The 22,404-nt window shown below is 28.9% G+C and carries 19 protein-coding genes; 1 reads left to right on the forward strand and 18 read right to left on the reverse strand.

Features of this window, described 5'->3' with window-relative positions:
* Positions 1 to 73: 73 nt before the first annotated feature.
* Together purB and VN21_RS02360 are read right to left on the reverse strand one after the other, a co-directional pair.
* The gene (gene purB / locus VN21_RS02355; RefSeq protein ID WP_046821867.1) at positions 74 to 1,516 is read right to left on the reverse strand and encodes an adenylosuccinate lyase; all 1,443 of its coding nucleotides are present in this window, start codon (positions 1,514 to 1,516) and stop codon (positions 74 to 76) included.
* 77 nt (positions 1,517 to 1,593) lie between these two features.
* Positions 1,594 to 2,502 (reverse strand): tyrosine-type recombinase/integrase, encoded by a 909-nt coding sequence (locus tag VN21_RS02360; RefSeq protein WP_046821868.1) that lies wholly within the window; start codon positions 2,500 to 2,502, stop codon positions 1,594 to 1,596.
* A gap of 139 nt (positions 2,503 to 2,641) precedes the next feature.
* Here VN21_RS02360 and VN21_RS02365 point away from each other — a divergent pair, with 139 nt between their 5' ends.
* Positions 2,642 to 3,454, forward strand: coding sequence for an undecaprenyl-diphosphate phosphatase (locus VN21_RS02365; RefSeq protein WP_046821869.1), 813 nt, complete (start codon positions 2,642 to 2,644; stop codon positions 3,452 to 3,454).
* A gap of 25 nt (positions 3,455 to 3,479) precedes the next feature.
* Here the strand turns inward: VN21_RS02365 and VN21_RS02370 are convergent, their stop codons facing one another.
* From VN21_RS02370 to VN21_RS02440, 16 genes are all read right to left on the reverse strand, one after another.
* On the reverse strand, positions 3,480 to 5,258 hold the full coding sequence (locus VN21_RS02370; protein WP_046821870.1) for a DEAD/DEAH box helicase family protein: 1,779 nt from the start codon (positions 5,256 to 5,258) through the stop codon (positions 3,480 to 3,482).
* Between the two features lie 173 nt (positions 5,259 to 5,431).
* Positions 5,432 to 5,710: a hypothetical protein gene (locus VN21_RS02375; protein WP_046821871.1), complete on the reverse strand. Its 279-nt coding sequence runs from the start codon at positions 5,708 to 5,710 to the stop codon at positions 5,432 to 5,434.
* Positions 5,711 to 5,774: 64 nt separating this feature from the next.
* The gene (locus VN21_RS02380) at positions 5,775 to 6,698 is read right to left on the reverse strand and encodes a DUF523 and DUF1722 domain-containing protein (protein WP_046821872.1); all 924 of its coding nucleotides are present in this window, start codon (positions 6,696 to 6,698) and stop codon (positions 5,775 to 5,777) included.
* Positions 6,699 to 6,835: 137 nt separating this feature from the next.
* The gene (rny, locus tag VN21_RS02385; protein ID WP_408633639.1) at positions 6,836 to 8,371 is read right to left on the reverse strand and encodes a ribonuclease Y; all 1,536 of its coding nucleotides are present in this window, start codon (positions 8,369 to 8,371) and stop codon (positions 6,836 to 6,838) included.
* Positions 8,372 to 8,515: 144 nt separating this feature from the next.
* The gene (recA, locus tag VN21_RS02390) at positions 8,516 to 9,568 is read right to left on the reverse strand and encodes a recombinase RecA (protein WP_046821874.1); all 1,053 of its coding nucleotides are present in this window, start codon (positions 9,566 to 9,568) and stop codon (positions 8,516 to 8,518) included.
* 307 nt (positions 9,569 to 9,875) lie between these two features.
* On the reverse strand, positions 9,876 to 10,418 hold the full coding sequence (gene pgsA, locus VN21_RS02395) for a CDP-diacylglycerol--glycerol-3-phosphate 3-phosphatidyltransferase (protein WP_046821875.1): 543 nt from the start codon (positions 10,416 to 10,418) through the stop codon (positions 9,876 to 9,878).
* On the reverse strand, positions 10,405 to 11,739 hold the full coding sequence (gene rimO, locus VN21_RS02400) for a 30S ribosomal protein S12 methylthiotransferase RimO (protein WP_046821876.1): 1,335 nt from the start codon (positions 11,737 to 11,739) through the stop codon (positions 10,405 to 10,407). Before rimO ends, pgsA begins: the two co-directional genes overlap by 14 nt.
* Positions 11,740 to 12,789, reverse strand: a complete 1,050-nt coding sequence (gene mnmH, locus VN21_RS02405; RefSeq protein ID WP_046821877.1) for a tRNA 2-selenouridine(34) synthase MnmH — start codon at positions 12,787 to 12,789, stop codon at positions 11,740 to 11,742.
* 2 nt (positions 12,790 to 12,791) lie between these two features.
* A complete protein-coding gene (locus VN21_RS02410; protein ID WP_046821878.1) occupies positions 12,792 to 15,143 on the reverse strand; it encodes a DNA translocase FtsK in 2,352 nt (783 codons plus the stop codon).
* Between the two features lie 136 nt (positions 15,144 to 15,279).
* Positions 15,280 to 16,032, reverse strand: coding sequence for a ClpP family protease (locus VN21_RS02415; protein WP_046821879.1), 753 nt, complete (start codon positions 16,030 to 16,032; stop codon positions 15,280 to 15,282).
* 30 nt (positions 16,033 to 16,062) lie between these two features.
* Positions 16,063 to 16,215, reverse strand: a complete 153-nt coding sequence (locus VN21_RS18565; protein WP_021428798.1) for a hypothetical protein — start codon at positions 16,213 to 16,215, stop codon at positions 16,063 to 16,065.
* A gap of 61 nt (positions 16,216 to 16,276) precedes the next feature.
* On the reverse strand, positions 16,277 to 17,488 hold the full coding sequence (gene dapG / locus VN21_RS02420) for an aspartate kinase (RefSeq protein WP_046821880.1): 1,212 nt from the start codon (positions 17,486 to 17,488) through the stop codon (positions 16,277 to 16,279).
* 9 nt (positions 17,489 to 17,497) lie between these two features.
* Positions 17,498 to 17,743 carry a YlmC/YmxH family sporulation protein gene (locus VN21_RS02425; RefSeq protein ID WP_021428747.1) on the reverse strand — a complete coding sequence of 82 codons (246 nt, stop codon included), beginning with the start codon at positions 17,741 to 17,743 and terminating at the stop codon, positions 17,498 to 17,500.
* 66 nt (positions 17,744 to 17,809) lie between these two features.
* Positions 17,810 to 19,054, reverse strand: a complete 1,245-nt coding sequence (locus VN21_RS02430; protein ID WP_046821881.1) for a M16 family metallopeptidase — start codon at positions 19,052 to 19,054, stop codon at positions 17,810 to 17,812.
* A gap of 119 nt (positions 19,055 to 19,173) precedes the next feature.
* On the reverse strand, positions 19,174 to 19,917 hold the full coding sequence (locus VN21_RS02435; protein WP_046821882.1) for a polysaccharide deacetylase family protein: 744 nt from the start codon (positions 19,915 to 19,917) through the stop codon (positions 19,174 to 19,176).
* Positions 19,918 to 20,246: 329 nt separating this feature from the next.
* Positions 20,247 to 22,385: a polyribonucleotide nucleotidyltransferase gene (locus VN21_RS02440; RefSeq protein ID WP_046821883.1), complete on the reverse strand. Its 2,139-nt coding sequence runs from the start codon at positions 22,383 to 22,385 to the stop codon at positions 20,247 to 20,249.
* Positions 22,386 to 22,404: the final 19 nt, after the last annotated feature.

Genomic DNA, 22,404 nt, shown 5'->3' on the forward strand with positions numbered 1-22,404 from the left:
CATTTATAATTTTAAAGTTGATTTTAAAATTTAATTTTAAAATAAAAAAATAGAGGTTAAAAACCTCTATTTTCTACACGCTTAAATCTATTTTCATTCCTATAGAATCTTTATATTCGCTTATAGCTGGATTTATTACATCCTCAACAAACTCAACAACTTGTTTTGGAGCTCTTCCTACAAAGTTTTTAGGATCCATTATTGATAGAATTTCTTCTTTTGACATCTTAAATGTATCGCAATCTAAAAGAATTAACTCTAATAAGTTATTATCCTTTCCTTCTTGCTTTACTCTTTTGGCAGCTTGCATTGAGTACTCTCTTATAACTTCATGTAATTCTTGTCTATCTCCACCTCTTTTTACAGCCTCCATAAGAATAGTCTCTGTAGCCATAAAAGGTAATTCTTCATTTATATGCTTATTTATTATACTTTCATAAACAACAAGACCATTAGTTACATTTATACCGATTTCAAGTATAGCATCTACTGCCATAAAAGCTTGAGGTATAGCTAATCTTTTGTTTGCAGAGTCATCTAAACTTCTTTCTAACCATTGAGTAGCTTGTACTAATGCAGGACTTAAAGATTCCCCTATAACAAACTTAGATAATGAAGCTATTCTCTCACTTCTCATAGGATTCCTTTTATATGCCATTGCAGACGATCCGATTTGATTTTTTTCAAATGGTTCTTCTAACTCTTTTAAACTTTGTAAAAGTCTTATATCATTAGTCATCTTATGCATACTTTGAGCTATTCCTGATAAAATAGATATAACTTGGTAGTCTAATTTTCTAGTATATGTTTGTCCGCTTACTGCATATGATGCTTTATAACCCATCTTATCACATACAAGTTTATCCAGTTCTTTTACTTTTTCATCATCACCTTCAAATAGACTTAAGAAACTAGCCTGTGTTCCAGTTGTTCCTTTTACACCTCTAAGCTTCATATTTTCTATTCTAAAGTTTAAATCTTCTAAATCTATTAATAAATCTTGAGCCCAAAGACATGCTCTTTTTCCTACTGTTGTAAGTTGAGCTGCTTGGAAATGAGTAAATCCTAAAGTTGGTATATCTTTATTCTCTAAAGCAAACTCTTTTAAATTATTTATTAAGTTTACTAATTTTATTCTTATAAGTTTTAATGCTTCATTCATTTGAATTACATCAGTGTTGTCTCCAACATATGCACTAGTTGCTCCTAAATGTATTATTCCTTTAGCACTATCACATTGTAATCCATAAGCTTTTACATGACTCATAACATCATGTCTTACTTCTTTTTCTATTTTTCTAGCTTCATCAAAATTTATATTATTTATATTAGCTTTTAATTCATTTATTTGTTCATCTGTTATATTAAGCCCTAACTCTTTTTCTGATTCAGCTAATGCAACCCAAAGTTTTCTCCATGTAGAAAATTTGCATTGTGGAGAAAATATATAACTCATATCTTTACTGCAATATCTATCTATTAATGGATTTGCATATGTACTATATTTATTTTCCATTCTATTTAGCACCTTCCTTGTGTCTTTATATTATTATTATAATTTTAATTATATATAATTAAACGAACAATAACAAGTTATTTTTTATTTATGTTCATTTTGTCACTCGATATAATATAATCGATACTCTCACTATCTACAAAGTTAAGTACATATTTATATCTTATTGCATAGTATTTGTCACTCCAACCAAGTTGATTTTTCACTTCTTCCTCTCCAGCACCAAGTCTTAAACTTATGGCTGCAAATGAATGTCTAAAATCTTTTGCTGAATAATTACTAAGCCCTGCCATATCTAAAGCTTTTTTCACAATTATTCTTACATTTCTATCTGTTATAGAATTTCTTTGTTGGCTAGTGAACACAAAATCTTCTGTTGGCATTATGCAAGACGGCAGTCCTTGATATATTCTATATTCTTCTATTTTAGAAAAGCAATGTGGATGTAGCTTTACAACCCTTTCCTTTCTGCCTTTTCCTAATCTTACATATGCATTGTTATTTTCATCAACCATCAAGTCTTTCCACTTTAAATTTACTAATTCATTTAATAAACATCCAGTGGTTATAAGAAATACCATTATTAATCTATCTCTCATGTTTAATCTAGGCAACGTATCTATAATTTGGTTTATTTCTTGAATGCTAAGTACGTCATCCTTAGTTTTTATTCTACTTACTTTTGGTTTTTTAACTAGCTTAAAAGGGTTAATTTCTATGTACTCTTCATTTTTCATGTAATTATAAAAACTATGTAAGTAACTATATATTTTTTCTGATGTAGATTTTGCATAGTTATCTTTTACAAACTCTATAAACCCACTACAATCTTCTTTAGTTACGCTTACTAAGTCTTTATTATTTACATATTCTTTAAATAATATAACTTTGCTTAAATAGTCATGCTTGGTTGCTGGATTATGCTTTTTTGAAAATCCTTTAAAGATTTCATACTCATATTCATTTAAAATTATATTTTCTTCCATACTTAGTCCCCCTGTCTTTTTATAGTTATTAACTTTCTAACTTATTTTTAAATACCTTTTTAAAATATTGAATATATTTATTAATATTGGTATACTTTAACGTATGGTAAAATTAGTTTAAATTAGGAGGTAGTTAAAATTGTTAGAAATTTTTAAAGCCATTATACTTGGTATAGTTCAAGGTATAACTGAGTGGCTGCCTGTAAGTAGTACAGGTCATCTTATATTAGTTGAACAATTCGTTAAATTTGATTTATCACAGGTGTTTGTAAGCACATTTATGGTTGTAATCCAATTAGGTTCTATACTTGCTGTATTAACACTATATTTTAAAAAATTAAATCCTTTAGATTCTTCTAAAACAGAAAAAGAGAAAAAGGATACAATTAACTTATGGATTAAGGTTATTATAGCAGTAATTCCATCCGGAATACTAGGTGTTTTATTTGATGATGCTATAGACTCATTATTTTTCAACCCTACAACAGTTTCAATAACTCTTATAGTTTATGGGGTTATAATGATATTAATTGAGAACAGAAATAAAAAACCTAAAGTTAATGATTTTTCACAGCTTACATATAAATTAGCTCTAGGAATAGGACTATTCCAATGTTTAGCTTTAATCCCAGGTACTTCAAGATCTGGATCAACTATTATAGGTGCTGCATTATTAGGTGCATCTAGATATGTAGCTGCTGAGTTTTCATTCTTCTTAGCAATACCTACAATGTTTGGTGCAAGTGCACTTAAACTTTATAAAACTGGTGCTGCCTTCTCTGGATTTGAATGGTTAGTATTAGGTGCAGGATTTGTAACAGCATTTATAGTTTCTGTATTTGCTATTAAATTCTTAATGGATTATATCAAGAAACATGACTTCAAGGCATTTGGTTACTATAGAATAGTACTTGGTGTAATAGTATTTGCATACTTTACATTTTTAATATAAATAAAAGAAGCACTATGTGCTTCTTTTATTTTTTTGAATCTACTAATAACCTTATTATGTCACTTGCACCTTCATTAAAAGTAGTTATAATACTTAAGTAATCTGTAGCTCTATTTATAGCAAGATATACTTTATTTAGATCTCCTACAAAGTCATTCACTTGATAATCTTGATTTATATCATTAATACTATGGTTATATAGCATTTCTAATTCACAAAATATAATAGCTTTATATTCTAAATTTTTTATAGTATAGATATTTGCTATCGTAACTCCCGCTTTTTTTGCTACATTAGTTAATTCATCGTCCCCATATATATATGGTATTTCATTTTCTTCCAAATCTTTTTTTAACATATATTGAAAATATATAGTTTTCCCATTTTTTAACTTTTTCTTATTAAAAGGATATACAATTGCTATATCAGAATAACTAAGTCCCTTTTGTGTAGTTAAATACTCAATTTCCCATATTACAGAACTTATTTGTTCTTCTATATCCGAAACTTTTATTATATCTACAGCCTTATTACTCTTTCTAATATAGTTTGATAAATAATACATATTATTTGCAACCTTAGGTCTTATACTCTTTATATAATCATTTGAATTTTTATCAAAATTATTTACAAACTCAACTAAATTATTACTTTGTCTATAGTTATCATTTAATTGTATTGTATCATTAAACTGTATATGGTCCCAAGAGTTTTTAAATATACTTAAATTACTAAATATATTTAACCCTTTGCACTCAAATGCATTAAATATATACTTAGATTTATACAGGAAGCTTCTTATGAAATCAATCTGTTCAGGTTCGAAGCATTCAATTTCATCTATAAATATTCCTTTAAACATACTTTTATTTTTTATAGTATTTTTAGCTTGTAAAACAAGGTTTTTATATACCTTATCAGGAGTATTTTTTAGCATATTGTAATCAAACACCAAGTTGTATGCTTTTGCTAATTTAAATAAGAAAGATGTAAATGTATGAATTTCTATATTATTATTGTCTTTATATAAAATATCCAATCTTTCTTTTAGCTCATTTCTAAGTTGTTTTGTATAAGTGAATATTACAAATTTATGGTGTGGGTATATTCTAGCTAATTTTATAGCTTTAGCTAATAATATAGTAGTTTTCCCACATCCAGATGCTCCTTTGTATAAGGTGTCTCCATATTTAACCGAAGCTACTTTCTCAACTTGATTTCTTTCTAGCATAGTAGCTGTATAGCTATAATCTTCATTTGAAAAAGATATTTTCTTTAGATTTTTATTTAAATTAAGATTATTATTTATCACGTAATATTCAGGGCAAATTTGTAACATGAATAAATTAAGTAAAATTTCATCATTTGGATTTCCTAAATATTCATCTATGCTAATTTCATAGTTCATTATTTTGTATAGCTTCTCTTTATCTATTATATTATTTTCTACAAAGTCATTATCTCCATTATCATATATAGATACGTGGGGCATTATAAATATGTAGTTATATTCAATATCATTACCTATTTTGCTCATTTGCTTTCTTAAAAGATCATATTCTTCTTCCATTACCTCTAACAATTCATCTTCTAAGAGCATAAATAAATCTTCTGTTGTATCCATAAACTTTATAAACAAAACTCTTTTATCTTTTATATATAGAAGATCTGTATTTATTCCTTTAAAAGGAGTCACCTTTGGCACTACATTAGCTTCCTCTTTCATACTTTGATAAAAAACCTTTTCAAATTCTTTTATCTTTAATGCATCTAGCTCGGAATTTATATTTATGTACTGGCTCAATTTCTCATCCCCCTCATTTTATATAATTATATCATTTTAAATAGTTTTTTGCTATATTGATATATTTAATATATTATTTCCATTTATTATTTCCATGAAACATCCTTATTACTCTTTTTTTATAATAATTTTCTTAAACGTAAAAAATAGGTACTATTTAAAGTACCTATTTTTTATGATTTATAGTGGCTTTCTAACCATATATTCATTTTTCTTCTTATTTCATTTTTCTTTACTTCTTCAAAGTCAGCATCATTTATACTATAACTTTGAACTAATTTGTCTACATTAGGAGGATACTCTAAGAAATTTCCATTTTTATTTTCAAATCCAATACTCATTATATCGTAATTATCTTCATTTTTATTCACAACAACTCCATATTCAACATCTTCATTTTTATTGCAATTTGATATTTTAACATATTGATTTCTAGCAAGAGTATTTAACATATCATTTCTCCTTTCATTTTTTCTTTATTATTATTATCATTTTATAATTTTTTATTATATAGATTTATAAACTTCTTCCTTTACCGGAGTCCATTAAATTTATTAAGCTCTCTGGGTATGGATTAAATATAGTTTGACTTAAAATTTTTTCGTCTTCAAATCTAGCTGCATATATTTTTACGTTATTTAAGGCTGTATTCAATGGTATTTTACCTTTGCTATACTTAACTATATTATCAACAAATACTTCCTTTTCTTTTAAAGATAAATATTCTTCATATTTATTGTATATATCTAAAATAGTTTGAATATTTTTTTTTGTATTTCTATTTTTATTTAAAAGTTGAAATAACGTATTTTGATAATCTTTATATTCTTCATTTTTACACATAGTATCTAAATGGCTAAAAATTTTAACATCATAATTTTTTAATAGCAACTCATTATTTTTATGAAATTTTTTTATATCACTTTTTTCACTTTTAAAATTATTTATCATAAATAATTTAGTTAAAAACTCATCTCTTATTGAGTAATTTTTAAGTCTACCTTCATTTTCTATAGGTAAGTAACCATGCGAATTCAATATTTCCTCCGCAAAAAAACCATTACTTCCATTAGTTAATGTTGATTGCCCACTTTTATGATATACTTTAACATCTTTTATCCCACATGAAGGTGATTTGCTCTTTAATATACATCCATCAATATCATCCAATTTAGAAATGTAATTTTGAGAAAAATTTTTCATCTGTTTAGTATAATCTTTATTGCTTTTCGGTTGAATAAGTTTTTTTTCATTATTATAGTCAATAATTCTTATAGCTTCTCTAGGAGTCGAAAGACCTATTTCAACCTCAGGACATACTGCACAAAATTCAACATAATCTTTTAAAGAGTCTATAAACTTGCTGCTTGCTCCTTGACCATTATATCTACAATTTTCAAATCCTAAACATTTACTGATTAATAACTTTGGACGTCTCATAATTATATCTCCTATTATGTTTATAAATTTTAATATTAGTATTTTAATCTTATTTAAAGTAAATTATTCTTATTATTTCAATTCAAAAAATCAAAAAAGCGAATATATCAAATGATATATTCGCTTAAATTATTTTCTTATTTAGCGTATTCTATTGCTCTTGTTTCTCTTATTATGCTAACTTTGATTTGTCCAGGATACTCTAATTCATCCTCTATTCTCTTAGTCATATCTCTTGCTAATAAATGTATATCTTCATCGTTTACATTTTCTGGTTTAACCATTATTCTGATTTCTCTACCAGCTTGTATTGCAAACGATTTATCTACACCCTCATATGAATTAGCTATTTCTTCTAATTTCTCTAAACGTTTAATGTATGCTTCTAATGTTTCACGTCTAGCACCAGGTCTTGCAGCTGATATAGCATCTGCAGCTGTAACTAGTACAGCTTCTATAGTTTGTGGCTCATAATCTCCATGATGAGTACTCATAGCATGTATAACATCTTTAGATTCTTTGTATCTTCTAAGTAAGTCCATACCTATCTCAACATGAGTTCCTTCCATTTCATGATCAACTGCCTTACCTATATCATGAAGTAATCCAGCTCTCTTAGCTAATTTTACGTCTGCTCCTATTTCAGCAGCCATTATACCAGCTATATGAGCTACTTCTATAGAATGTCTTAAAACATTTTGTCCATAGCTTGTTCTATAGTTAAGTCTACCTAAAAGTCTTACTAATTCTGGATGTAATCCATGAACCCCTGTTTCAAAAGTAGCTTGTTCTCCAAACTCTTTGATTATATTATCAACTTCTTTTCTAGCTTTCTCAACCATTTCTTCAATTCTTGCAGGATGTATTCTTCCATCTGCGATAAGCTTTTCAAGTGCAATTCTTGCAACTTCTCTTCTTATAGGGTCAAATCCAGATAATATTACTGCTTCTGGAGTATCATCTATTATTAAATCTATTCCAGTAAGAGTTTCTAATGTTCTAATATTTCTACCTTCTCTACCTATAATTCTTCCCTTCATTTCATCGTTAGGAAGGTTAACCACTGTTACAGTAGTTTCTGCCACATGATCGGCTGCGCATTTTTGTATAGCATATCCTATTATTTCTCTAGACTTCTTATCTGCTTCATCTTTAGCTTGAGATTCTATTTCCTTTATCATTATAGACATCTCTCTTCTTACTTCTCTTTCAGCATTAGTTAATATGATTTCTTTTGCTTGGTCTGAAGTTATTCCAGATATGCTTTCTAATTTTTCTAATTGTTGAACTTTAATAGCTTCAACGTTTTCTTCTTTTTTCTCAATCTTTTTAAGTTTATCATTAAGAACCGTTTCTTTATTCTCTAGAGCTTGAAGTTTTTTATCTAAAACCTCTTCCTTTTGAATTATTCTTCTTTCAAACTTTTGAACTTCAATTCTTCTTTCTTTGTTTTCTTTCTCTGCTTCATTTCTCCATTTATGGATCTCTTCTTTTGCTTCTAATAGTTTTTCTTTTTGTAAAGTTTCTGCATCTTTGTTTGCTTTATCTATTATATCATCGGCCATCTTTTCAGCTTGGCCAATCTTAGCTTCAGATATGTTTTTTCTTACAAAATAACCAACTATAATACCCACAAATATTCCCAATAAAGCGCCTATTATTGCCTCTACTATGACATCCACCTCCTTTGTTAAATAAACCGTTAACTACAGTATTTATAACATCTATTTTTATAAACTAAATAAGAATATTTTATTCTTATTTAATTTTATAATTTTTTCAATCTGGTGTCAAGTTAATAGGAGGTATACAGGCTATTATTCTCCAATATTTTCTATTGAATCTTCATTTTCATCTGCGCCATCTCTATTTTCATCTAATTTGTAATATTTTCTTACTAAACCTTCTACTTCTTCTGTTAAGTCAGGATTATCTGCTAAGAATTTTTTAACATTTTCTCTACCTTGTCCTAATTTAGTATCATTGTAGCTATACCAAGCTCCTGATTTCTTAATTACGTCTATGTCTGCAGCTATATCTAGTAAGTCCCCAACTTTTGATATTCCCTCTCCATACATTATATCGAATTCACATTGCTTAAATGGAGGCGCAACTTTATTTTTTACAACTTTTACTCTTGTTCTACTTCCCATTACTTTATCGCCTTGCTTTATAGTGTCTATTTTTCTTACGTCTAGTCTTACTGAAGAGTAGAATTTAAGAGCACGACCACCTGTTGTAGTTTCTGGACTACCAAACATAATACCAACTTTTTCTCTTAATTGGTTTATAAATATAGCTACACAATTAGATTTTTTTATAGATCCTGTTAGCTTTCTTAATGCTTGAGACATAAGTCTTGCTTGAAGACCAACGTGAGAATCTCCCATATCCCCTTCTATTTCAGCTTTTGGAACCAATGCTGCTACTGAGTCAACTACTATTATATCTATAGCCCCACTTCTTATAAGTGCTTCTGCTATTTCTAACGCTTGTTCTCCTGTGTCTGGTTGTGAAACTATTAAGTTATCAACATCTACACCTAATGCTTTTGCATATACTGGGTCTAGTGCATGCTCTGCATCTATAAACGCTGCTATTCCACCTTGTTTTTGAGCTTCTGCTACTGCATGTAAAGTAACTGTTGTCTTACCAGAAGATTCTGGTCCATATATTTCAACTATTCTACCCTTTGGAAGCCCGCCTATACCTATTGCTATATCAAGCCCTATAGAACCTGTTGGTATAACATCTATAGCCATACCCTTAGCCTCTCCAAGTTTCATTACAGATCCTTTACCGAAATCTTTTTCTATTTGAGATAACGCCGAATTCAGCGCTTTTAATTTTTCATCTTGTATTCCTGCCATTTATGTTACCTTCCCTTCTAAAAATCATTTATTCAAATTTTACTTAAAGCAAAACATCCATCAAACACTTGTTCTATATTTATTATATATTTTTTATGACTTAAAGTCAATTAAATAATACCTTATTAGTATTAACTTTAATTATATCAATTTATACATATTTTTCCATAAGTTTAAATTATCTTGCATTGTAAAATTCAACCTCCTTTTAAAAACTTATTACTTTCATAGGTTATACTCAAATTTTTAAAATTATATTTTCTTGAAACACAAAAATGGATAACTATTAGTTATCCATTTTTTATCACTATTTACTTCCCATAAATAAATTTCTATTTTTATAAACATACTCCCAACCTGAGTAAAGAGTAAGCAACGTTGCTATTAATATAGTAATTCTACCTATGTTTAAAAATACAGGATTAGCTGTATGAGCGCCTAGTAAAAGAATTACTATGGCTACCATTTGCGAAATAGTTTTTAATTTTCCTCCAGAACTTGCAGCTATTACTTTTCCGTCTGCAGCTGCAATTGCTCTTAATATACTAACTGTAAGTTCCCTAGCAACAATTATAATAACCATCCACGCAGCCACTAAATCATACTCTATCATTGTTGTAAGAGCTGATATTACAAGTAGCTTATCAGCAAGAGGATCCATAAATTTACCAAAGTCTGTTACTAAATTGTATTTCCTAGCTATATGACCATCCATAGCATCAGTTACAGATGCTACTATAAATATCATACAAGCTATTAAAAATTTACTCTGTAAATTTAACATCATTACTATTATAAAAACTGGTATTAAAAATATCCTAAATAAAGTTAATTTATTAGGCAAGTTCATTAACTACATCTCCCATCAAATCATACTCTAAGGCATTATTTATTTTTACTTTTACAAATGATCCTATTTCAAGTTGATTTTCAGACTTAACATAAACTATACTGTCTATTTCTTCTGCATCTCCTTGTGTTCTACCTATATATACCTTATCTTCAATTTGCTCTTCGATTAAAACTTCATATTCATTATCAATTTTCTGTGCATTTAAATTCTGTGATATTTCTTGCTGAACTAACATAAGTTGATCTCTTCTTTGTAGTTTTACATCTTCATCTAAATGATTAGGAAGTTTATCCGCTGGAGTGTCTTCCTCTCTAGAGTATGCAAAAGCTCCTAGTCTATCAAACTTCATATCTTTTGCAAATTCAACTAATTCATTAAAATCTTCGTCAGTTTCTCCAGGGAATCCAACTATTATAGTTGTTCTTAATGTAGCATCAGGTATATATTTTCTTATCATTTCAACTTTAGATTTAATGTCTTCTTTAGTCGTGTGTCTATTCATTAATTTTAAAACTTTATTACTTGCATGTTGTATAGGCATATCAAAATAATTACATATGTTATCATATTTTTTAATTACTTTTACAAGTTCTTCAGTTATTGATTCAGGATATGAGTACATTATTCTTATCCATTTTATTCCATCTATTTGTGCAAGTTCTTCTAATAATTGCGGAAGTTTAACCTCTCCATATAAATCTAAACCATACTTTGTAGTGTCTTGAGCTATAACTACTAATTCTTTTACTCCTTTAGAAGCAAGATCTTTAGCTTCTTTTATTATATCTTCCATTTTTCTACTTCTATATCTACCTCTTAATTTTGGTATTATACAGTACGTACAGTGATTGTCACAACCTTCACCTATTTTTAAATACGCCATGTATTCTGGAGTTGTAACGTATCTTGGAAGATCTTCATTGTAAGCAAATTCAATATCATTTAAACTTACTATGTTGTTTTCCTTTTCAAGATTTGCTATTATTTCATCTATTTGTTGGTAACTTCCTGTTCCAACTATAGCATCTATTTCTGGAATTTCTGATTGTAATTCCTTAGCATATCTTTGAGCTAAACATCCTGTAACTATAAGTAACTTTAAATTTCCGTTTTCTTTTAATTGAGCTAAGTCTAATATAGTATCTATAGATTCTTGTTTTGCTGATTCTATAAATCCACAAGTATTTACTAAAATTATATCAGCTTCCTCAAACTCACCTACTAATTTATATCCTTTTCTATTTAAAATCCCCATCATTATTTCTGCATCTACTAAATTTTTAGAACATCCTAATGACTCTAATGCTATCTTTAACATTTAATTCGCTCCTTCCTTCGCTGCCTTATGAAAATCTATTAACTCTAAAACTGCTTCTTTCATGTTATCACAATTAAGAACTCTATTGTACTCATATTTTTGAACAGAATGCCCATACAGCGCATCATAATAATCTACTAAATAATGTTCTACAACTTGATCGTATTTACCTTCATTAAATAATTCAATATAATAATCAACTTTTTGATTTCCTAATCTTTTTCTAAACTTATTAATACACTGTATTAATGCTTCAAAGTTCTTATTCTCTGTATATATGTAGTCTCTACATAATCTATCTACTCTAGACTTTACACTACATTCTAATAATATATGATATCCGTCCCTTACTATACCTTCATATATTTCATGAGGTACATTAACATGTCCCACTCTTTTACTTTCACTTTCTATAAATATATAATCACTTTTTGAAAAATATAGTTTTTCAAAAATATTAGTTTCAAACCTCTTTTGTGTAGGTGGCTTTTCGTTAAACATTATAAACCCAAATGTAGATCCACTATTTTTAGCTAAACCTTCTAAGTCTATAATGTCTATTCCTTTTTCCTCTAACATAAGTAATGCATCTGTTTTTCCAACACCAGTTAACCCATGAAGAACTATAAATTTTTTTGTATCCATAACTGTTTTAAAGTAATCTAATACAAAGTTTCTATATGCTTTATATCCACCTTGTAATTGATATACATTTACACCTAATGTTGAAATCATATTTACTAAACTTCCACTTCTCATGCCGCCTCTTGCACAGTATATAACTATATTTTCATATTCATTAGCTAAACTTAAAACTTCCATGTACATATGTTTTAACTTATCTTTTACATAGTCAAATCCCTTTTGTACAGCTTCTTGTTTTCCTTGCATTTTATATATAGTTCCTATGTCTTTATGCTCATCATCATTAAATAGTGGCATATGAAAAGCATCACGTATATGGTCTTCTTCAAATTCCGCTTGCGTTCTAACATCTATAAATATAGTATTTGGTAGGTCTAACGCACTCTTTATGTCTATTGTCTTCAAATTTATTCACCCTCTAAATTTTCTAAGTCTTGTTTGCTTACTAAAACCTTTCTAGGTTTACTTCCTTCACTTTGACCAACTATAGATCTCTCTTCCATAGAATCTATAAGTCTTGCCGCTCTATTAAATCCAATTTTAAATTTTCTTTGAAGCATAGAAGCTGAAGCTTGCCCACTTTCAACTACAAATTCTATTGCATCTCCTAAAAGTTCATCAGCATCACTATCTTGTTCTTTAGATATCTTAGCTATACTATCTACTATGCATTCTTCATATTTAACTTCTTCATTAACTTGACTCTTTACATAATCTACTACTCTTTCTGATTCCGATTCTGATATAAACGCACCTTGTAATCTAACTGGTTTAGCTGCTCCTAAAGGATAGAATAACATATCACCTTTTCCTAAAAGTTTTTCTGCTCCACCCATATCGAGTATAGTTCTAGAGTCCGTTTGAGATGAAACTGCAAACGCAATTCTAGATGGAATATTAGCTTTTATAACTCCAGTTATAACATCTACTGAAGGTCTTTGTGTAGCAACTATTAAATGCATTCCTGCAGCTCTTGCCATCTGAGCTAATCTACATATATAATCTTCAACATCACTAGCACTAACCATCATAAGGTCTGCAAGCTCGTCTATTATTATTACTATTTTTGGAAGTTTTTCTTCACTTTTTTCATTGTAACTTGTTATGTCTTTTACACTTGATTCTGCAAATAATTTGTATCTTCTATTCATTTCAGTAACTGCCCAGTTTAAAGCATTAGCAGCTTTTTTAGGATCTGTTACAACTGGTATTAATAAATGTGGTATTCCATTGTAATTTGCAAGTTCAACAACTTTTGGATCTATAAGTAAAAATTTAACTTCATCTGGGTTTGCTTTATATAAAATACTGTTTATTAAAGTATTTACACACACACTTTTACCAGAACCTGTAGATCCTGCTATAAGTAAATGAGGCATTTTCCCAATATCAGTTATTATAGGTTTACCAGCTATATCTTTTCCAAGTCCCATAGCTAATGGCGATTTAAAATTATTAAATTCTTCACTTTCAAGAACTTCTCTTAAAGTTACCATTTGAGCTTCTTCATTTGGAACCTCTATCCCAATAGCACTTTTACCTGGTATAGGAGCTTCTATTCTTATACTTTTTGCCGCTAAGCTAAGGGCTATATCATCTGTTAAGTTAACAATTTTACTAACTTTAACACCTGGACTTGGTTGAATTTCATATCTAGTTATAGTAGGTCCAACAGTAACTTGATTTACTTTCGCTTCAACTCCAAAGTCAGATAGAGTTTTTTCTAATAATGAGGCATTTTTTAAAACTTTTTTCTTGCTTTTGTCATCAGTCTTTGAATCTATTTTATTTAATAGCTCAATACTAGGTTTTGTATAATTTTCATATTTAGAATTTGTTTTAATACCAATAGGCTGTGTACTTTCTATATTGCTTTCTTTTGCACTTGTAACCTCTGTTTTTTTCGTAGGTTTAGCCTTTTGTAATTCTTTTAAAACTTCTAATTCAGGCATACTTTGAGTGCCCTCTAATATTTCTAAGTAATCATCTTCAGCTTTATTAAACCCAACAATTTTTATTGTTTTATCGCTGTCGTATTCTTCAATACTTTTTTCTTTATCCTTAGATTTATTTGACTTATTTTTTAAGTCATTCTTTGTTACCATAGTATTTTCATCAACTTCTTCAGTTACCATGTTAACCACAGCATTTTTTAAACCTTTAGCTTTTTCTTTAAAAGTAAGATTACTATCTTTACTATTTTTAGCTTTTGCTTTTATAGTATAAATTAAGTCTTTTAAAGATATATTAAAAGTAAATAGACCTGTTATTAATAATGCAAATATACTTATTAGCCATGCTCCTGTTACCCCTAAAATCTTTGTAACATAATATGTGATAAATGTAGCTATAAGCCCACATCCTTCACCTTGAACCGCAGCTTTACTTACTTCTTTAATTACATACGAATTAGTCGGACTATCTATAGGTAAATTTTTCGCATTTAAAAGTCCGTAGAATATGAATATAAAAAATACACCTAAATAGTATATTTTAGCATTTTTAATTCTGTATATATATTCATTCTTCTCGAAAAATCCTAAGATACCACTAATAATGATTATAAACGGAATTGCTACTGCTAATCCTCCAAATAATCCTTTAAATATATTTTGAATAACCGTACCTAATAACCCCATTGAACTAGAGTTTAAACTATATAATAAAAATATACCAATAAATATAGTTATAAGGTTATTGTACTCAGCTGAAAAACTTGATTCTATCTTTTTTTTCTTTTTAGATTTTTTCTTAGCCATCAATCTCACCTCTTAAAAATAAATTTATACAAGAATTAATAAATTCCAAAATCATAGCAAAAAGTGCTAATGTATTTAAACACTAACACTTTTATATCTTTTAATTATATCATATTTTATGTTATTTAAACAAATTTTATTTAATTACATTGTTGTTACTATCATTATCATCTTCATTAATTAATTCTCTTAATTTAGCCATTGCCTCTTTTAATCCACCGACTTCATCAATAAGACCACAATCAACTGCCTCTTTACCTATTAAAACACTACCTACATCACTTACTAATTCCTCTTTTGAATGCATAAGTTTTTCTAATTCTTCTCTTTCTATATCTGAAGTTCTAATTATAAATCTAGTTATACGCTCTTGCATTTTTTTAAAGTATTCAAATGTTTCATTAACTCCAATAACAAGTCCATTTGTTCTTATAGGGTGAACAATCATAGTTGCAGTTGGAGCTATAAATGAATAATCACCTGCAGTTGCAAGTGGAACTCCTATACTATGACTACCTCCTAATACTAATGTTACTACTTTTTTAGATACACTATTCATAAGTTCTGCCATAGCAAGTCCAGCTTCAACATCTCCTCCAACAGTGTTTAAAATTACTAATACCCCTTTTATATTTTGATTTTCCTCTATTTCAAATAACATAGGTATTATATGCTCATATTTTGTAGATTTTTTTTGTGGGTTTCCTGCAAAATGACCTTCAATTTCACCAATTATAGTTATACATTGTATGTCCTTTATGTTTTGGTTAGGCATATTAGGAACACCCATTTGTTTTATATTTTGGATGTCTTCACTTTCTTCTCTATCATCAACTTCTTCTGACTTTAGCTGTATTTTTTTATTTTTTTCATCATTGAAAAGATTCATATGTAGCCTCCTTCTAAGACTTATTTTTACCTACTTTTCTTTTGGATGTTTACTTATAGGTCTTGATGTATTTTGAGCTACTGAGCCACTTTTTCTAGGTCTAGAGTTAGCTGGTAAATTTAATTCCTCTGCAAATTCTAATTTAGTATTTGGCTGTTTATTTTTTGTTTTTTTATTAGACATAAAAAAATCCTCCTTATTTGTTTAACTTTACATATAAGTTAACCAAAAAAGGAGGATATTATTAATTTAATTTAAATTCATCATGTATAGCATGAACAGCTGATTTCATATCTTTTTCTTCAACTAAACAAGATATAGTCATGTTTGAGTCCGATGTTTGTAATAAGTTTATTTTAGATTTAGATAAAGCTCTTACAATCTTTGCCATAACCCCAGGAATACCTGTCATTTTCGTACCTATAAGAGTTACTTTCGCACAATTTTCTTTAACCGTATACTCAAGATCATGATTATTAAGTATATCTTTTAATATTTTTAACTTTTCATGGTCTATTACAAAAGCTTTCTCTTCAACAAAGAAGTTTATCATATCTAAACTAATTTCATTTGATTCAATTTCATTCATTATTTCTGTAAATATATCTTCTTTAGATTTAACTTTTATTTGAGCAATTCCATTTTTATGAGCTACTGCAGTCATAGTATGCAAAGATTTCGCTTCTTTATTTACTTCAAACTTAGGACTCATCCCGCTTATTCTAGTACCTGGATGAGATGGGTTTAAAGTGTTTTTTATATTTAAAGCTATCGATCCACTTTTTGCTATTTCAACAGCTCTTGGATGAATTACTTTTGCACCTTTATCTGCCATTTGAAAAACTTCTTCATAGTTTATATAATCTAAAACTTTAGCTTCAGGTTCTACTCTAGGGTCTGCCGTCATGATTCCATCAACATCTGTATAAATTTCAACAGTTTCACATTCTAAAGCTTTACCTATAGCAACAGCAGATGTATCGCTTCCGCCCCTACCAAGAGTTGTTACTTCTCCACTTTCTGTAGTTCCTTGGAACCCGGCTACAATAACAACTTTACCTTCATCTAATTCTTTATATATTCTTTCTGGTTTTATATCTAATATTCTTGAATCAGAAAATTTCCCATCTGTATATATACCAGCTTGACTACCAGTTAAAAATACTGCATCTATCCCATTTCCTTTTAGCATATTAGTAAGTATAGTTCCTGATATTATCTCTCCACAAGACATTATTAAATCTAATTCTCTTTTAGAAGAATTTTCATTTACATTTTTACACAGATTTATCAATGTATCAGTTGCATATGGAGCTCCTTTTCTTCCCATAGCAGAAACTACTACTACTAAGTCTAATCCTTTTTCTTTGTAGTTTTTTATTATATTGCAAACTTGTTGCATTTTTTCATAAGATTCCACAGATGTCCCACCAAATTTTTGAACTACTATCGTCATATTATCCTCCTAGTAAACTCCTTCGTATTCTATTATAATCATGTCATTACCAATTTTTTTCACATTTCTCCATGGTACTTCTAGTACCGATTTATCTTTTCTAAATCCTAAAAATCCTCTTTCCCTAGGGATTAATAAAGCTAGTATTTTTCCTGTAGTGTCTTCAATTATAAGGTCGCACTCTCCAACAACTCCTAATCTTTCGCCTGTAACTAAGTTTACAATTTCTTTACCTGCTACTTCAGATAAATTCATAAGTATCCCCCCATATAAACTAATATGTATCCAATATAGATAACCTTGATTATATGTCTAGTCTAGTTAGTCTAAAGTTATACCCTCTACATCTCTTCCTACAATACAGACTCCAATATTTTCTCTATTAAATACCTTGTCTATAATTAAGTCTATTCTAGCCTTGTCAATATTATTTATACTTTCTATAATATCATTAGGATTTTTCACCTTTTTTGTTAATACCATTGCTTTACCAATTGACATCATTCTACTGCTAGTACTCTCTAATCCAAGAATATAACTTCCTTTTAACTGTTCCTTACTTTCTTTTATCTCTTTATCTGTAAGATGGTTCTGTCTTAGGTTGTCAATTTCTTCTAATACTAAATTATATACTTTTTTTAGATTTTCGTTACTCATACTAGCATAAATTCCAAGTTCTCCGCTTTTTCTATAAAGGCTAGGCGCAGAGTATATTGAATATACTAGTCCTTTATTTTCCCTTATATTTTGAAATAATCTAGAACTGATACTTCCTCCGAAAATATTATTTACTATAGATAATGCATAAGCATCTTCTCTACATTCTAACGGAACAGCTTTTAAGCTTATTGCTAAGTTAACTTGTTCTATATCTTTATTTCTAGCTATAAAACACTGATGAAACTCAGGTTGAGTTATTTCGATATCTACATTTCCCATTGGTAAGTCTTTAAACTTTGATTCTATTAACTTTACCATTTCTTCAAATTTAAAGTTTCCACTTATAGATATTACAGAGTTACTTGCTACATAATACTTATCAAAATAATCTTTTATAGTATCTCTATTCATATTATATAAGGATTCTTCTGTCCCAATTATATTCATACCTAAGGCATCAGTTTTGTATATTCCTTCCATAAGAAGATCGTATACTAAATCCTCAGGAGAATCTTCATACATTTTTAATTCTTCTATTATAACTTGTCTTTCCTTTTCTATATCCTTTTCATCAAATAAAGGATTTAAAAACATATCACTTAATATATCAATTCCAATGTCTATATGTTCATCTAATAATTTTACATAATAACAAGTACATTCCTTACTCGTAAAAGCATTTATTTGACCTCCTAAGTTATCTATAGTGCTTGCGATTTCCTTAGAAGTTCTATTTTTAGTACCTTTAAAAAGCATATGTTCTATAAAATGCGATATACCACCCAACTCTTCATTTTCTATTCTAGACCCTGCATTTACCCAAACACCTAATGTTATAGATTTTAGATAAGGTATCTCTTCCCCTATTATTGTTAGTCCATTACTCAATGTGTGTGTTTTATACATACTCATCCTCCAATTTTTGTGCATTAAAATATTTATGATAATCATATAAGTTGTTTGCCTTAATCAATGTCTTTTAAATTATAAGTTAGTAAAGTCAATTATTCAATATCAAAATAATTTTATAAATTAAATACATCACTAAGTTTACCTGGCTTTAATTCCTTTTCTTCTATGATTTTTATTATATCATCAATTCCTTCTGCACTTGCATATGTAGGATGCATAAGTATTATGCTAGAATCTTTCATATCTTTAGATTTAACCCTTTGTATAATAACTTCAGGTTCTTGTCTATTTTTCCAATCTATTGTGTCTATATCCCATTTATAAGGTATATAACCTAAATCGTTACATGCTTTTACTGTATCTTTATTAAATGACCCTCCTGGAGCTTGAAAAAACTTAGTTTCTGTTTTTGTTATATTTTCAATTATTTCTTTTGACGCCTTTATTTGTTCATAATTTTTATCATAGTCTAAAGTTCCATAGTCTAGATGTTTGTATCCGTGATTTGCAATTTCATGTCCCTTTTTTTGAATTTCTAATAAAAGGTCAGGATTTTCTTCTGCCCATCTTCCTGTTACAGCAAAAGTTATTTTCGCCTTTTTTTCATCTAATACCTTTAAAATTTTCTCTAAGTATTCAGTTTCCCAACCAAGGTCTACGTTGCAACTTATTGCAACGTATCCACTTTTTTCTTTTGTTCCACTGTAATATGGCTCACCAGCTCTATAAAACATGTTAAATGTAGGCTTAGCTTTATCTTTTGTCATAAATGCAACGCCTATAATTGCTAATATTATAACTAATGCTATTATGAAAATTTTTTTTAGCTTTTTTTTATTAAGCACCATCATTATCATAAAAGTTCCTCCCAATATGTACAATTTATTTATTCATTAAATTGTATTAGGACAGTTTACCTTTTATGCATTTTTATTATATATTATATATTTAAACTTCCCTATAACTTAAATTGCTTTTATCATTGCAAAAAATGCTTATTGTTGGGGAGCTCGATTAAAAGCTATATATTTCCTTCACACGACAAGCTACGCTTGTAAGTGTTTCGTCAACAAATAACTTTTAAACTTCGCTAGTTTTGAGAAAAAAAACAAAAACAAAAGAGATCCCTTAAATTTAAGGCATCTCTTTTTTATAATTACAGTTATCTACTTGTTCAAACTATAATTTATTTTTCTTTATTTTCTTTAACTTCTTTAACTTCTTTAACTTCTTTTTTCTCTGGTTTTGGTAAAAGTGCTTTTCTAGATAAGTTAACTCTACCTTTTTCATCGATTTCAGTTACCTTAACTGTTACTTCATCACCTATATTTAAAACATCCTCAACCTTATTTACTCTTTCATGAGCTATATGAGATATATGAAGTAATCCTTCTTTTCCTGGAAGTACTTCAACGAATGCTCCGAAATTCATTATTCTTGTTACTTTACCTGTGTAAGTTTCACCTACTTCAGCTTCTGCAACTATATTATTTATAAGTTCTTGAGCTTTGGCTATCATTTCAGCATCTATTCCACTTATAAATACTTCTCCAGTTTGTTCTATATCTATTTTAACTCCAGTTTCATCTATAATCTTAGTTATTATTTTTCCACCAGGTCCTATAACGTCTCTTATCTTATCTGGATTTATGTTCATTGTTACTATCTTAGGTGCATATTTAGAAAGCTCTGGTTTAGGAGCAGCTATAGTTTTTCTCATTTCATTTAATATATGAATTCTACCTACTTTAGCTTGCTTTAAGGCAGTTCTTAAAACTTCTTCATCTATACCAGCTATTTTTATATCCATTTGTATAGCAGTTATACCGTGCTCAGTACCTGCAACTTTAAAGTCCATGTCTCCTAAGTGATCTTCCATACCTTGTATATCTGAAAGTACCGCAACTTTATCATCATGTTTTATAAGTCCCATAGCTATACCCGCTACCATATCTTTTAATGGCACACCTGCATCTAAAAGAGATAATGTTGATCCACATACACTACCTTGAGATGTTGATCCATTAGAACTTAAAACTTCAGAAACAACTCTTATTGCATATGGAAAATCTTCTTTAGAAGGTATAACAGGAAGTAATGCTCTTTCAGCTAATGCTCCATGTCCTATCTCTCTTCTACCTGGACCTCTTGAAGGTCTAGCTTCTCCAACACTGTATGCTGGGAAGTTATAATGATGCATATATCTTTTACTTTCTTCTTCATCAAGTCCATCAAGTATTTGAACATCCCCTAAAGCTCCTAAAGTTGCTATAGACATTACTTGAGTTTGTCCTCTTGTAAATAATCCAGATCCATGAGCTCTTGGTATAAATCCATTATCACACCATATAGGTCTTATTTCATCTGGTTTTCTATTATCTGGTCTTACATTTTCATGTACTATAAGCTTTCTTACTTGCTCTTTTATTATAGCATGTAGTGTTTCTTCTATATCTTGACCAAATTCTTCTACTATATCTTCAAAGTTTTCAAAAGTAGCTTCTTTTACTGCATCCATTTTTTCCATTCTTTCAAGCTTTTCTACAGTTTTAACCGCTTCTTTCATTTTATCTGTAGCAAATTCACGAACAGCTTTTTCTACGTCTGCATTTATTTCAAAAAGAGTAACTTCTATTTTTTCTTTTCCGACTTCAGCAACTATAGTCTCTATAAACTCAACAACTTTTTTAATTTCTTCATGAGCAAATAATATAGCTTCTAACATTAATTCATCTGGTATTTCTTCTGCACCTGCTTCAACCATCATTATAGCATCTTTCGTTCCTGATACTACAAGGTGTAGAGAACTCTTTTCTCTTTGCTCAGCAGTTGGATTTATAACAAATGCACCATCTACTAATCCTACTGATACAGATCCTGTAGGTCCATTAAATGGTATATCAGATATAGATAATGCTATAGATGAACCTATCATTGCTACTATATCAGGTGTACAGTCTTGATCAACTGATAAAACTGTTGCTACTACTTGTACATCATTTCTAAATCCTTTTGGGAATAAAGGTCTTATAGGTCTATCTATAAGTCTTGATGTAAGTATAGCTTTCTCTGAAGGTTTTCCTTCTCTTTTTAAGAATCCTCCAGGTATTTTTCCTACTGAATATAATTTTTCTTCATAATCAACACTTAAAGGGAAGAAATCTATTCCATCTCTTGGTTGCGCTGACTTTGAAGTATTGACCATAACCATAGTCTCACCATATTGAAGTATGGCACTTCCACTAGCTAGTTCGGCAATTTTTCCTATTTCAACAGAAAGCTCTCTTCCTGCAAAATCCATTTTAAAAACTTTATGTTCAAACATTAATGCTTGTACCTCCTCT

The organism is Paraclostridium benzoelyticum (assembly GCF_001006285.1).
GTDB classification, from domain to species: Bacteria; Bacillota; Clostridia; order Peptostreptococcales; family Peptostreptococcaceae; genus Paraclostridium; species Paraclostridium benzoelyticum.

Coding starts and splice junctions, on each gene's coding strand:
- recA (WP_046821874.1), bottom strand. CDS start 9,568: ATGGCAGGAATACAAGATGAAAAATTAAAAGCGCTGAATTCGGCGTTA.
- VN21_RS18565 (WP_021428798.1), bottom strand. CDS start 16,215: ATGTCTAATAAAAAAACAAAAAATAAACAGCCAAATACTAAATTAGAA.
- purB (WP_046821867.1), bottom strand. CDS start 1,516: ATGGAAAATAAATATAGTACATATGCAAATCCATTAATAGATAGATAT.
- VN21_RS02415 (WP_046821879.1), bottom strand. CDS start 16,032: ATGAATCTTTTCAATGATGAAAAAAATAAAAAAATACAGCTAAAGTCA.
- VN21_RS02425 (WP_021428747.1), bottom strand. CDS start 17,743: ATGAATTTATCTGAAGTAGCAGGTAAAGAAATTGTAAACTTAGTTACA.
- VN21_RS02380 (WP_046821872.1), bottom strand. CDS start 6,698: ATGAGACGTCCAAAGTTATTAATCAGTAAATGTTTAGGATTTGAAAAT.
- VN21_RS02440 (WP_046821883.1), bottom strand. CDS start 22,385: ATGTTTGAACATAAAGTTTTTAAAATGGATTTTGCAGGAAGAGAGCTT.
- pgsA (WP_046821875.1), bottom strand. CDS start 10,418: ATGAACTTGCCTAATAAATTAACTTTATTTAGGATATTTTTAATACCA.
- VN21_RS02375 (WP_046821871.1), bottom strand. CDS start 5,710: ATGTTAAATACTCTTGCTAGAAATCAATATGTTAAAATATCAAATTGC.
- VN21_RS02435 (WP_046821882.1), bottom strand. CDS start 19,917: ATGATAATGATGGTGCTTAATAAAAAAAAGCTAAAAAAAATTTTCATA.
- dapG (WP_046821880.1), bottom strand. CDS start 17,488: ATGACGATAGTAGTTCAAAAATTTGGTGGGACATCTGTGGAATCTTAT.
- VN21_RS02410 (WP_046821878.1), bottom strand. CDS start 15,143: ATGGCTAAGAAAAAATCTAAAAAGAAAAAAAAGATAGAATCAAGTTTT.
- VN21_RS02360 (WP_046821868.1), bottom strand. CDS start 2,502: ATGGAAGAAAATATAATTTTAAATGAATATGAGTATGAAATCTTTAAA.
- VN21_RS02430 (WP_046821881.1), bottom strand. CDS start 19,054: ATGTATAAAACACACACATTGAGTAATGGACTAACAATAATAGGGGAA.
- rimO (WP_046821876.1), bottom strand. CDS start 11,739: ATGTTAAAGATAGCATTAGAGTCATTAGGATGTTCTAAAAATTTAGTA.